Below are 13456 nucleotides of genomic sequence, written 5' to 3'. Positions count from 1 at the left end.
CAAGACTTGATGAGGTATCAAGTTTTGTTGAAGGCATAGCATAATATGCAAGAATCATTCTGGTCGTAATGAAAAATCGCCAATTCCTTGTTTTGTCAAATTGTCATTATAGAAAGGATCATGTGCGATATATTTGGGCCATTTATCTTGCATTTTTTTGATTTCACCCGCAAAGCGTTTCTGCTTTTCTGGCGTATCTTCATACCCGCGAGATTTTGACTCAAAGTGATAAAGCTCAACTTGGTGAGCATATACATTGTTTCGACCCAATTCATAGACTTTAAGACATAAGTCTACATCATTGAAGGCAACTTTTAATGTCTCATCGAAGCCACCCACCGCTTTGAAATCATCTGCTTTGACCATCATACAAGCGGCAGTCACTGCTAAATAATCGACGTCGATCACTAATCGTCCGAAATAGCCACAATGTGTGCGGTCATAATTATTCAACGCATGACCAGCGACGCCACCGATTCCAACGAGTACACCCGCATGTTGAGTCGTATCATCTGGATAGTAAAGTTTGGCGCCAACACAGCCGATCGAATCAAACTGAGCATATGAGACCATTGTTGTCATCCAATTAGGAGCAATCACTTCGGTATCATTGTTCAAGAATAAGTAATACTTTCCACTAGCTTTTTCAGCCGCAAGGTTATTGATGCGAGAATAGTTGAAGGGAATATCGATCAACTCTACAATGAAGCGTTCTTTCAGTTGTTCCTTGTAGGAGTCAAAAAGATTTTGCATCTTAGGATCAGTACTACCGTTATCAGCTACAATGATCTCGTAGTTAGGATAGGTCGTTTTTTCGATGATCGAATCAATACACATTTTCAAATCGTCATACCCATTTTTGGTTGGGATGATGACGCTGACTAGCTCCTCTTGTAGGACATCATAATTGATCTCATAAAACCCTGAGATTCTTCCTGGACGCACATTACCTTTGATATTCCTGCGAGCTAATGCATCCGTCAAAGCTTTCACACCAGAATCGTAAATATAACTTTTAGCTTCACCACTACTAGCTGTTGATCCTGGAATCGTACGCCAATGGTAAAGGACACGATCGATATGATAAATATGATCTGCTGGGATCTTTTCTGTAAAACGGAGAACTAGGTCATAATCTTGTGAACCTTCATAGCCTTTTCGGAAGCCACCTAGTTCTTTGACGATACTTAATCGATAGACGCCTAAATGAGAAATATAGTTATTTCCCATCAACGTATTAGGTGACCAGTCTGCTTTAAAATGAGGATCGAAGCGATTGCCATCAGCATCGATCTTATCTTCATCACTATAAATCAAATCAAGTTCTGGCCGATCATTCAAGACATTGACTACTTCAAACAATGCATTGACAGGAAGTTCGTCGTCGTTATCAAGTAGTGCCATGAATTCTCCTTCAGCGATCTCAAGTGCAGAGTTCGTGGCTAAACTAATATGACCGTTTTCTTCACGAAAGACAACTTTGATCCGTGGATCTTTTTGCTGATAACGTTCTAAACATTTATGGATTTTAGGATCGGTAGAGGCATCATCACTGATACACAATTCCCAATGGTCATATGTTTGAGCAATCACAGAATCGATACATTTTTCTAGCCATTTGATTTCTACGTTATAAACTGGCATCACGACAGAAATCAATGGACGATAGGCAAAGGCTTGCGCTTTTGTTTTTTGTGCTGCAACGTCAATTTGTTCATGCTTAGCGATCCATTGCGCATAGTCGATGGAACCTGGTTTCAATTCCATTTTCACACGACGTACAGCCTTTTTTAGGCCATGCGTCCGAGCATAGTTCAAGCCTTTTTTTAACAATCGTTTTTTCTTTTCCAAACTCGACTCGATGCCATCATCATAAGGATAGCGTCCATTCAATTTGACGGCTATTCCATTTTGATGATCTTTCGTTTGAAAATCTAAAATTGCTTTCCCCTTCATCTTTCCAGATAATCGAAGATTAAAACCACTTTGCGTCTTTACGTCCAAATCATAGAGATGATTGATATCTAAACGCACGACTGGTGTATTTTTTGCTATAATATTTTCTTTTTCAACTTGGATCGTCGGTATTTCTTTCGTTACTTCATCGATTGCCCAACCAACGATCAATAAATCGCCGGTCGCCCGCTCACGAGTGATTTTATCGATAAATACAGCAATTTCTTTTTTTTGCACTGGTTTGGTACTCCTTTACCTAATAAGTTATTTATATTTCAACTAGCCAAGACTGCCCATTTTCTGCAATCAATTCGATCAAAAATGATTTTTCTTGTTCACACGCTATCTGGATCTCAAAACCAGCTTTTGTGTGGGGAGGAAGTTTTTCGGCTTCATTCACTTCGGTTCGCTCAATCTGCTGAACCTCGAAGAATGGTGATTGATCTACAGACAACTTATAAGATAAAGGTTTACGTTCCGCATTTGAAATTCCCCATCCAATGATTTTGAGTACTTTTGTTTCTGGATCCCAATTTTTTTCGTCGACACAAAGAGAAAGTTCTTTGGCTTGGATTTTTTTTGCCGTTTCTTTTGGTCTCACCAATCGTCCTTTTGGCTTTATTGCCCAATTGTTAGGTTGCAACAAGTCAAAATATCGATCAGTCGTAGTCTTCAAGACTTTCGTCTGCTCTTTATTCTCTATTTGTAAGTGCTGGTTTTCTTTTGTTAATCTCTCGTTTTCAGCAGATAGTTCTTTTTGAACAGCAGCCATAGGTTTGATTTCTCTAAGGACTTCAGCCATCGTTGCTGGTAATTCACCAATGAATCGATAATGGCAAGAGATTTTGATCGTTTCTCCACTTATATCGGTCAATTCTAGTCTTGGTGCTTCTGATCCATCAAAGATATAACAGTCTGTCGCTGTTTTGATGACCGCATTCGATGCGATAAAATCATGCTTTACTCCGTCTACTTCAACACTGAACTCAAGGTAACTTGGTTGCTTTTCAAATTGAAAAATAAAACTTGCCGGTTCTTCTGTCAGTGGAAAAGTCAATACTTGGTTTTCTCCCGTATAATTATTGAACGGGATCTGTAATATTTCTTCTTGCGTACTCTTTTTGATGATTTCCATCATTTTGACATAATTTGAATTTTGCGGTGAATTGATTTTAGCTTCCACATTTGGGTGTTTTTTCAATGAAAAGAAATACTGATACACTTCGCCAAATGGGCGCATTTTGAAATCATAACGAACTGCTTCTGGTAAGTCAGTATATGCTGACTTCAATTCAGTATCCCCTACTGCTAGATATAAATAATCTTCAATGTTGATGTGCAGATCAGCGTTTGCAAATACTTTTTGGAAGCCTTCGTGGGTATAAAATGAATTATGTGTTTCATCTAATAGCCCAAACGAAGCCCACGGCAATTCGTTATTAAAGAGGTGAATCAATACAGAGTTATGCACGAGATTAGGGAAAGTAATCAAAATCTCGCCTTCTTCATTTAGAAATTCTCTGACTTTTTTTAATGTCTTCAAAGGATCCACTAAATGTTCCAAGACATCTGCAAATAAAATATAATCAAATGTTTGACCAGCATAATATTTTGCCCATTCAAAACTTTCAATGTCGCCATAAAAACCATCTTGTGCAATTTCATTGACGTAATCAAATAGTTCTTTGTCCAGTTCAACGATGCTTACTTCACAGTTTTTTGCACCAATCAAATGTTTCGTCATGCGTCCATTGCCAGGACCAAATTCCAAGACTTTACTTCCTGGTTTGATTTGTCCGACAATCTTACCTACGCTACTTTGTTCATCTAAATCCATCTCGAAATCATACTTCATTGTTTTGATCTCCTTCTTTCCACTGGTGATCCAAGACTACGATCCCTTCACCAATATAAGAACCCGTCACAAATAAGTTCATATACTTCGTTTTATACACTAGTGGGACGGTGGCATTTTCTTCAAAAACCGCCACATCGAAATAGTATTCGCCAGCAAGTAAGCCTAACTTCTTATACTTGAGATAAAAGACGTTTTTTCCTTTTTCCCAAGGAATTGTGATATCGTCCAGTAAAGTATTCAAGCCACAGACATAGAAATTATCGACCGTTCGTAGGGCAATCCCTAACACAGGTTTTTTGATAGTATCATCTTTCACTTCATAGGTGACCTTTACATAAAGATCTTCCCCTTGTTCTAACATATCGATCGGTTGCTTGTTTTCATCTAGTAATTCAGCACTTAACACATCGACGATATCTGGGGCAGCAAAACGCTCCACTTGATTTTTGTTACGATCCACTGTTTTTACTGATTTTTTCTTTAAGAAGTTTTCGTAATTGGTTGTCACATCCATCGTATCTCCAAATTCTACAACTTCACCATTTTTTAGCCAGTAAGAGCGGTCGCAGAAACGACGGATCGAGCTGATGTCATGGGAAACAAATAAAATCGTCTTCCCAGAATTTTTGATTTCCGTAAATTTTTCCATACATTTCAATTGGAACTCCAAGTCACCTACTGCGAGTGCCTCATCAACAATCAGAATATCTGGATTGACATTGATCGCTACCGCAAAAGCTAAGCGCACGAACATCCCACTTGAGTAAGTTTTTACAGGTTGATAAACGTGGTCTCCGATATCTGCGAAATCAATGATGTCATCCACCATCGCATCGACTTCTTCACGGGAAAAGCCAAGAACCATTCCATTTAAATAAATATTTTCATATCCAGAATATTCTGGATTAAAACCTGAACCCAATTCAAGTAAGGCAGAAATCTTTCCTTCGATCTCCATGGTTCCACTTGTTGGAGTCAAAACGCCTGTAATGATTTTGAGCATCGTTGATTTACCAGAACCATTTTCACCGACAAAACCGATCATTTCACCTTTTTTGATCTCTACATCAATATTTTTCAATGCATAGAACACATCATGGTACGATTTCTTGAACGGATTCAAAGCTTCTCTAAAACGATCCGTCGGTTTCGCATACATATTGTATGATTTAGTGATGTTGTTTAATTTAATTGCGTATTCTGTCATAACTATACTCCTTACAGCACATCTGAAAAATGTGGTTTCAATCTACGGAACACCAAGGAACCGATTACGAACATGATTAATGTAACTACCCAAAAATAGATTGTATAAGTACCATGTTCCCAGAACCAAGCTTGACTTAAGAAGGATTCACGGTAACCTTGAACAACATAATACAATGGGTTTAGTTTTAAAATCTTTATGATTGCTGGATTAAATTGACTTGGACTCCAAAGAATCGGCAATGTCCACATAATCAGCTGTAGTAAAATCGTGATAAATTGCATGATATCTGGTATAAAAGGTTGAATCGAGGCGGTCAACCACGTCAATCCGGTCAAAAAGGCGACCATACAAAATAGATAATAAATCAATTGTAAAGACATGACCGTTGGAAAAATACCATGTCCCATTGTTACGACTAAACCAATCAAAATAAAGAACATATGTGAGTACAGGTTTGAAAGGATTTTAGTTGTTGGTAAGATACGGATATTGAATACCACTTTTTTCACTAAATAGGTGTATTCTCGGAAAACAAGTGTTGTAGAGGTAAACGCATCTGAGAAAAAGAACCATGGGACCATCCCTGTGATCAAATAGACGATAAACGGATACTTCCCATCAGTCATCGCCGCTTTCAAGCCGAAGCCAAAGACTAACCAGTAAATGAGAACCGTAAACACGGGATTGATGAACGCCCATAAAATCCCTAAAAATGAACCCGCAAAACGTGATTTAAAATCGTTTAACGAGAATTGAAGTAATAGCTTTCGATTTTGATAGATATCCTTCATAAATAAAAACAAATCTTTCAACATTTGTGTTCCTCCAAGCAGTTTCAATTAATTACAGTCAACAGCCATTTTACCACATATTGAGCCAAGGACTGCGATATTCGTTGTTTCTTAATTTTCTATTAAGTAAACTTTTTATCAACGTTACTATTTTACAAAAGATGATACTTAATTGCAATGAAGCAAAAAACGTGGGCTTGCCTGAAAAAGGCTTACCCACGTCTTTATTTTATTGATTGAGGTTGAGACAGAAGTGTTCAGCCTTGTTTCCGAAGTGCTTGCTCCTGTTCTCACCATTTATTCGATTCTAAGGTGAAAGACGAAATTGATTGTTACTGTTGTCTCACACCCCTTATTTTCAAATTCAGTGATAGCGTGCAAGTCTTGAAGTTGACAGTTGATTTTCCTCTTGTATTTTTATTTGCTTACCCTGTGGCTGATCGTAACGATGACTTGCCATCGCTAACAACAAGTAGCCGATAGGTACCCAAGGGAAAGAAGTCAATGTATCTTCCATAAACGATTGGATCATTACTGCCATGAATGCCCATAAGAACGTAAGCTGTCCATTCGAATAATCTGCTTTCAGTGTTAGTCTTCCAATAAAAACAAGTAATAAAATCCCTACAATTGCGATTCCTATCAATCCATATAAATTCAAAATAGAATTATAACTATTGTGATTACCTAAAACCTCATCTCCACGAAAATAAAGAAAAGGCTTCATTCCAACCAGTAGTTGCTCCGTACTCTCGGAAATCGTTTGATAAAATTTCAGCCATATGCCTTCTCTTCCAGTGAAAAGATTGATCTCTTCAGAAGTGGCAGCTAAATAGGATATCGGTAGCGCCAGACTAAAAATAGCTAAATAGCCGATAAAAGGTGCACGAATAAATTTAAAGAATCTTTTAGGCCAGATATCTAATAAAGCAAAAATGATGATCGCAATCAATGCCGAGCGTGATTGACATACCCAGATTCCTAAAAATGCAGCGACGATCGCTGGTACCCCAAGAATCCGAATATACCAACGTTCAAACGAACTGGCGAAACCACTGATCAGTAGTCCAAGCATCATCAACGAGCTACCGATCGTATTTGTATTGATCCAAATATCGGATAATTTATTATCTTGGTTCCATATGCTTTGTCCTTCAGGTACTTGAATCTCTGTAAATACTCGATATACCGTAACAGCAAGGAAAAATGAGAAGACAAGCAAATAAATCCCTCGATCTACTTTGTCAAATTCGATCCACTTTACACTCAATCCAATCAGAATCAGGATTGGGATCAACAGGTTACCTGCCAAAGAACCATCTCGTATTCCACTGAAATACGTATAGAAACAGAAGATGACAACTGCTGCTCCTAGATAAAAAAAGTCAAATCCTCTTGCTTTATAGATATTAAGTCCTGTTAAGACAAAGACACCAAAAGTGACGAACTGTGCGCTATGTTCATATAAAAATAAAGTAGCTGGTGTCCCTATACCGATCGTCCAGACAGAAAAAAGAGCGATCAGCATCAACAACAAGATCCCAGTACTCATTTTATTTATGAATTTTTCGACAAATGTTTGAATGGTTTCCACCTCCTCTTCTAAATAATACTTTTTAAGAATGGATGATTGGATCAGCGTAACCAATAAGGTCTCTAGCTGATCCAATATCTCCATTTTTAGCACACATCTTCTTCAAACTACAAATTTTTATTGACCTGTTGATTGGGTTTGCCAAATAGCATAGTTTGGATAGGCTACTTCATAGATCATGTGCCCATCGTCGTCTGGTCCATATAATTTAGTGAACTGCGCTTCATTACGCTGGTTATAGTCATCTAAAGGACGCTTGGTTACGACATATTTGATGCCTAACTTTTCAGCATCATCAAAATTCAAAGTCACTGAGAACATGTCTGGACGATCTAGCTTGAAGGCTGTATCTTCTTTAGCAATAAAGGCTCTAGTATGAGCATAACGATTGTAAAAACGCTCATATTCCCCTTCTGGATCAATCAATTGCCATGCAGCTTTGTCTGGATAAAAGCGGACCGTATTGAACGCCTTCACTCCTAAAGCCGGTGTGAAGTTATAGAGCTCATCTTCGGTTAACCATACTTGACCTGGATCTTGTTGGTCGATTTTTTGGATTTCCTTAGCTAACGTTTTTTCAAAAATCGCACCTGTTCCTTGGACAACTGGATTCACAAAGAAGCCAGAAGCAATGATCAATGCACTAAATGAAAGGTAGAAAAATACGCGTTGTCGAAACAATGCAAATGCTAAAAGAAGTGTTCCCAAAACAATCACACTGATCAGCTCAAGGTCAGAGAAATACCCTTCCATCTTGGAACCTTGTAACGCATAGTAATAGATACCTGCATTAGCAATCAATAAGACAAATTTATACCACGTAGGGATGACATCGTGTTTCCAAATGTACGCGATAAACCAAATCGATAATAGAAATGCCGCAAAGCTGAAAGTCAAGATCGCACGAAATGGCGGGACAAATGATAACAAGGTCAATTGAGCCATCGTTCTAGGTAAGCCAATGGTGATCCAAAAGATCGCGAATAGACAAAAGAACATTAAGATCCGACCAATAATTTTTTGATCGTCGTCTTTTTTCCCAAACAAGACAAATGGACTTGCTAAAAAGACAGTTGGGAAGAAATGGTAAAATAGTGCTACTTCTGAATTATTTGAGAAACTGATATCCTCGAATGGGATTTTCCAGTTCGTTAAGAAATAGAAAAATTCACTAAATTTCCATTTACCACCTGTACTTACTCTATTCCCAGGATACAACGTATTCAAAGAGGCGAGTAACGCATCTTTAGAAATTGACCAAAAATGCCACATGACAATACCAATAAACAACAACGCAGCAGTAATCAATACAGCGTCAAACCAATCCCATTGTATTTTTTTGCGGTAATAGACCAGTAAACCGACAAAATAAAAAACTAATAGATAGGCGAGCATCACTTGATGGGCCGGATAGATGACTAAGATAAAGCCGAGACCGAATATGACCACTAGTAACATCATCAATGCGCGCAGCCACTTTTTTTCATGTTGATAAAAATAATGATAAAAGGCGACCATTAAACCAATCGTAAAGAAAATCAAATCGCCAACGTGTTGCATGAACCACCATTGAACAGCTGGTGAGAAGGTCAATGCAAATGAACCGATCAACGAAAGTGGCTTGTTTCGTTTCGTTAAGATCATCAGTAGTTCAAATCCTAACAGGACCATGACTACCAGTTTCATTGCCCAATAAAAAGATAACCCTCGATCCCTTCCTAAAAAGAAGAATCCCCAGTTAAATGGTTTACCGATAACAGTGATATCTTTCACTGGTGAATTGTAGGCAATGATCATATTTTGACCATTCAATGAATAATCTTCGTTGATGACCGGATAGCCCGATTCTGCTTGAGAGAAATAAAAAGGCGTTTGGACTAGCCATTCATCTGAACGAACTTCTCGATTTTGACCAAAAATCACATCCGTCTTTTTCCCATCATCTCTTTGTGACACATAGTTATCCCAACTGCCGATCGAACTACCATTCAAGTTGAATGTCACAACCATAACGATCACCAGTAAACCAATCACATAACGCAATTTCAATAGGATATCTAAAAATGGATGCGTCTGTTCTATTTCCGTTTGTCGTGATTTATCTCGCCTTGCACTTCTTGTTTGTTTTTCCATAAAATTCTCCAATTTCTTCGTTGTTTCTTTTTTCTAAGGAAAAACCTTATTTGTTTAATTTTTCAGAAGCTTGTAACATTTGTTCAAGTGCTTCTTGCCACGTTGGAATAACAAAACCAAGATCTTCCGTTTTTTTCAGGCTCATCACTGAATATTGTGGACGTGTTGCTTTTTGTGGATATTCAGCTGAAGTAACAGGTGCTACTTCTACTGCTGTATCTTTTAAGATTTCTTTTGCGAATTCATACCATGAACAACTATTCTCATTTGATAGATGATAGACACCATATGGTACTTTTTCTTCGATTACATAGACCATAAATTCAGCTAGTGTGCGTGTCCATGTCGGACGTCCAAATTGGTCATTGACCACTGTTAATCGATCATGGGTTTGTGCCAAACGTTGCATCGTATAAACAAAGTTATGACCATATACGCCAAATACCCATGACGTACGAATAATATAATAATCTTCTAAAATTTCCTGCACTGCTTGTTCGCCTAGTAGTTTTGTACGACCATATTCGTTCAATGGATTCGTTGCATCATCTTCTAGATATTCTTCATCTTCTTTTTTACCATCAAAGACATAATCGGTACTGATATAAATCAATTTCGCATTCACTGCTTTCGCTGCCAATGCAACATTTCTCGTTCCGTCTACATTGATTTTTTCATCTAATTCTTTTCCTTCGTCTTCTGCTTTATCGACAGCAGTATAGGCTGCACAATGGAAGATGACTTCAGGCTTTAAGTCTGTGATATAAGTCATTGTTTTTTCTGCATCCGTGATATCCAGTTCTTGGGCGTCAGTCGAAACATAATCTAACCCTTTCTCATCTAATAAATGACGTAACTCGGTACCAAGTTGACCATTTCCACCTGTTAATAAAAACATAACGCAATCGCTCCTTGATTTATTTATTTTTAAATTATTTTTGTAAAAATATCATTAGCTATCTTGTTGTCTTTAATGAACGCTTTATCTTTTGAAGACGATTCATTCAACTGTTTGTTCAGAGTAGCGGACAAAAATAACGGTATCTTTCTCTCCCCTTACCCCAAAACAACGGCAGAACAGTTATGTTCTAACCACGTTCTAAGAACCAAGCTTATTCTACCATATCGGTTCTCGCTTTTCGAGAGGATGAGCATCCATCAAGCGCTCTTAAAAACTTTTTCATGAAAAAAGGGGCAGCGTCAGTTAAACGCAGTGCCCCTTCAATGACTATTTAAAAGAGGTTGAGTCTCTCAAGCTATCTATTCAAGCAAGAAAAACATCCGATAAGAGGAAGTCTTTGACTCTTATCTACGCAGCTTGTCCGAGGAAGCTTGGTTGCTCACCTCTTATTGTCCATTTTTAGCGTAAGCTGCTTCAACTGCTTCTTTCTCTTTTTGCCACCATTCTTGGTTCTCTTCGTACCACTTGATGGTTTCTGCTAAACCATCCCGGAAATTAGTGAACTCTGGTTGCCAACCCAGTTCTTGACGAAGCTTGGTTGAGTCGATCGCATAACGCAAATCATGGCCAGCACGATCTTTGACATGTTCATAGGCATCTTTAGGCTGACCCATCATTTCTAAGATCATTTCCAACACGGTTTTGTTATCTTCCTCGCCATCAGCGCCAATCAAATAGGTTTCCCCAATATTTCCTTTGGTTAGGATCAACCATACGGCAGAAGAGTGGTCATTCGTATGGATCCAATCACGAACATTTTTTCCTTCTCCATATAACTTAGGTTGGATACCACTTAAAATATTAGTGATTTGACGTGGAATGAATTTTTCAATGTGTTGATAAGGTCCGTAGTTGTTGGAACAATTTGAGATTGTCGCCTTTAGTCCAAATGAACGAACCCAAGCTTTCACTAATAAATCAGAACCAGCTTTTGTTGAAGAATAGGGGCTGGACGGGTTGTAAGGTGTTTCAGCAGTGAACTTCTCACCTTCACCCTCGCCATGACCTGGTAAATCTTCACGTAATGGTAGGTCACCATAGACTTCATCCGTAGAAACATGATGATAACGAACATCGTACTTACGGCAAGCTTCTAGCAATGTATACGTACCAATGATGTTCGTGTGTACAAATGGAAACGGATCTTTAAGTGAATTATCATTATGTGATTCAGCAGCATAATGAACCACTGCATCTGCTTTTTCCACTAATCGATCGACTAATTCTGCATCTGCGATATCTCCGACAACCAGCTCCACACGATCAGCTGGCAATCCTGCTAGATTTTCTTTGTTTCCTGCATAAGTTAATTTATCTAAGACTGTCACATGTACTTCTGGGTGGTTTTGTACAACATAATGTACAAAATTTGATCCAATGAAGCCTGCTCCACCAGTAACAATGATATTTTTCATTTAATATTTCTCCTCATCAAATGTTAGATTTCACCATAAACAAATGGGTTTTCTGCTTCAAATTCTTTCAGTGTAGGATGATTATGATCTTTTTCAGACATGATTGCTTTTGAAAGATCGATCGGCCAATCAATCGCTAACTCTGGATCGTCAAATGCGATCCCACCGTCTGCTGCGGCATCATAATAATTATCGCATTTATAAAGGAAATTCACATTTGGTGTCAACGTCACAAAACCATGTGCGTATCCCTTAGGTACAAGTAATTGACGATGATTGTGTTCAGATAAGATATAACTTTCCCACTGTCCATAGGTCGGACTATCTTTACGAATATCGACGATCACATCTAAGACTGCTCCTGAAGTGACACGGATCAATTTTGTTTGAGCGGATGCCCCTTTTTGAAAATGCAAGCCACGAATCACTCCCGCTTCAGCAGATAAAGAGTGATTGTCTTGGACAAAATCAAAATCTAATCCATGTTCCGCAAATTTTGCTTTTGAATAGCTTTCTGTAAAGAAACCACGATGGTCCCCAAAAACATCCATTTCGATAATTTTAACATCTGTTAATTTAGTATCCGTCACTTTCATCACTAAAAACTCCTTATTCAGCAGCCAATCTTAATAAGTATTGACCATATTGATTTTTTTTCAGTGGTTCTGCCAAAACAGCTAATTGTTGTTTGTCGATATAGCCCATTCGATAAGCCACCTCTTCTAAACAAGCAACTTTTAAGTTTTGACGCTTTTCAATCGTTTCAATAAAGGTAGAAGCTTCAAGTAAAGATTCATGCGTGCCTGTGTCTAACCAAGCAAAACCACGTCCCATAATCTCTACAGAAAGTTTTCCTCTTTCTAAATATGCTTTGTTGACGTCAGTGATCTCTAGTTCGCCACGCTCAGATGGTTTGATTTCTTTTGCAATTGAAATCACATCGTTGTCGTAGAAATAAAGTCCTGTGACAGCATAATTTGATTTTGGTTCTGTTGGTTTCTCTTCAATAGAGAGAGCTTGCATATTTTCATCAAATTCGACCACACCAAAACGTTCCGGATCATTAACATGATACCCGAAAACAGTCGCTCCACTTTCTCTAGAGGCAGCACGTTGCAACATTTTTGATAGTCCGCCACCATAGTAGATATTATCTCCTAAAACAAGACAAACACTATCATCGCCAATAAATTCTTCCCCAATGATAAAAGCTTGAGCTAAGCCATCGGGACTCTCTTGAACCGCATATTCAAGGTGAATACCTAGATCATGCCCATTTCCAAATAATTCTTTAAAGCGTGGGGTATCTTGAGGTGTTGAAATAATCAATATCTCCTTGATACCTGCCAACATCAAAATAGACATTGGATAATAGATCATTGGTTTATCGTAGACTGGCATCAACTGTTTCGAGGTTGCCTTTGTTAGTGGATACAAGCGTGTTCCGCTTCCTCCCGCAAGGATGATTCCTTTCATGAATATAAGCGCTCCTTTTTCTTTGAATTTTCACTTTCGTTATTATCTCATCAATCCTGCTA

General features: G+C 38.2%; 10 protein-coding genes. All 10 read right to left on the bottom strand.

Going from position 1 to position 13456, the window contains the following annotated elements:
* Positions 1-54: 54 nt before the first annotated feature.
* Positions 55-2193: a glycosyltransferase family 2 protein gene (locus IGK77_RS04510; RefSeq protein WP_071865957.1), complete on the bottom strand. Its 2139-nt coding sequence runs from the start codon at positions 2191-2193 to the stop codon at positions 55-57.
* Between the two features lie 31 nt (positions 2194-2224).
* Positions 2225-3811, bottom strand: a complete 1587-nt coding sequence (locus IGK77_RS04505; RefSeq protein ID WP_074799781.1) for a class I SAM-dependent methyltransferase — start codon at positions 3809-3811, stop codon at positions 2225-2227.
* Positions 3801-5021 (bottom strand): ABC transporter ATP-binding protein, encoded by a 1221-nt coding sequence (locus tag IGK77_RS04500; protein ID WP_010735938.1) that lies wholly within the window; start codon positions 5019-5021, stop codon positions 3801-3803. The genes IGK77_RS04505 and IGK77_RS04500 overlap by 11 nt, the downstream gene beginning before the upstream one ends.
* 11 nt (positions 5022-5032) lie before the next feature.
* The gene (locus tag IGK77_RS04495) at positions 5033-5839 is read right to left on the bottom strand and encodes an ABC transporter permease (RefSeq protein WP_019722596.1); all 807 of its coding nucleotides are present in this window, start codon (positions 5837-5839) and stop codon (positions 5033-5035) included.
* Between the two features lie 340 nt (positions 5840-6179).
* Complete coding sequence (locus IGK77_RS04490) at positions 6180-7409, bottom strand: EpaQ family protein (protein WP_177187670.1); 1230 nt, start codon at positions 7407-7409, stop codon at positions 6180-6182.
* A gap of 117 nt (positions 7410-7526) precedes the next feature.
* A complete protein-coding gene (locus IGK77_RS04485; protein WP_074799782.1) occupies positions 7527-9542 on the bottom strand; it encodes a DUF7657 domain-containing protein in 2016 nt (671 codons plus the stop codon).
* Between the two features lie 46 nt (positions 9543-9588).
* Positions 9589-10440, bottom strand: coding sequence for a dTDP-4-dehydrorhamnose reductase (rfbD, locus tag IGK77_RS04480; protein WP_074799783.1), 852 nt, complete (start codon positions 10438-10440; stop codon positions 9589-9591).
* A gap of 449 nt (positions 10441-10889) precedes the next feature.
* Positions 10890-11918, bottom strand: coding sequence for a dTDP-glucose 4,6-dehydratase (rfbB, locus tag IGK77_RS04475; RefSeq protein ID WP_071865952.1), 1029 nt, complete (start codon positions 11916-11918; stop codon positions 10890-10892).
* A gap of 23 nt (positions 11919-11941) precedes the next feature.
* Positions 11942-12514: a dTDP-4-dehydrorhamnose 3,5-epimerase gene (rfbC, locus tag IGK77_RS04470; protein WP_074799784.1), complete on the bottom strand. Its 573-nt coding sequence runs from the start codon at positions 12512-12514 to the stop codon at positions 11942-11944.
* A 13-nt stretch (positions 12515-12527) separates the two neighbouring features.
* Positions 12528-13394, bottom strand: coding sequence for a glucose-1-phosphate thymidylyltransferase RfbA (gene rfbA / locus IGK77_RS04465; RefSeq protein WP_010735945.1), 867 nt, complete (start codon positions 13392-13394; stop codon positions 12528-12530).
* Positions 13395-13456 lie beyond the last annotated feature (62 nt).

Source organism: Enterococcus sp. DIV0806c, from assembly GCF_051710905.1.
In the GTDB taxonomy this organism is placed as follows: domain Bacteria; phylum Bacillota; class Bacilli; order Lactobacillales; family Enterococcaceae; genus Enterococcus_B; species Enterococcus_B mundtii.
The sequence above is the reverse complement of the archived record's forward strand: the minus strand, read 5'-3'. Positions and strand labels throughout refer to the sequence as shown.

What these genes read in the sequence shown, in the direction of transcription:
- IGK77_RS04505 (WP_074799781.1), bottom strand. Translation starts at nt 3,811, where the DNA reads ATGAAGTATGATTTCGAGATGGATTTAGATGAACAAAGTAGCGTAGGT.
- IGK77_RS04500 (WP_010735938.1), bottom strand. Translation starts at nt 5,021, where the DNA reads ATGACAGAATACGCAATTAAATTAAACAACATCACTAAATCATACAAT.
- IGK77_RS04495 (WP_019722596.1), bottom strand. Translation starts at nt 5,839, where the DNA reads ATGTTGAAAGATTTGTTTTTATTTATGAAGGATATCTATCAAAATCGA.
- IGK77_RS04485 (WP_074799782.1), bottom strand. Translation starts at nt 9,542, where the DNA reads ATGGAAAAACAAACAAGAAGTGCAAGGCGAGATAAATCACGACAAACG.
- rfbD (WP_074799783.1), bottom strand. Translation starts at nt 10,440, where the DNA reads ATGTTTTTATTAACAGGTGGAAATGGTCAACTTGGTACCGAGTTACGT.
- rfbB (WP_071865952.1), bottom strand. Translation starts at nt 11,918, where the DNA reads ATGAAAAATATCATTGTTACTGGTGGAGCAGGCTTCATTGGATCAAAT.
- rfbC (WP_074799784.1), bottom strand. Translation starts at nt 12,514, where the DNA reads ATGAAAGTGACGGATACTAAATTAACAGATGTTAAAATTATCGAAATG.
- rfbA (WP_010735945.1), bottom strand. Translation starts at nt 13,394, where the DNA reads ATGAAAGGAATCATCCTTGCGGGAGGAAGCGGAACACGCTTGTATCCA.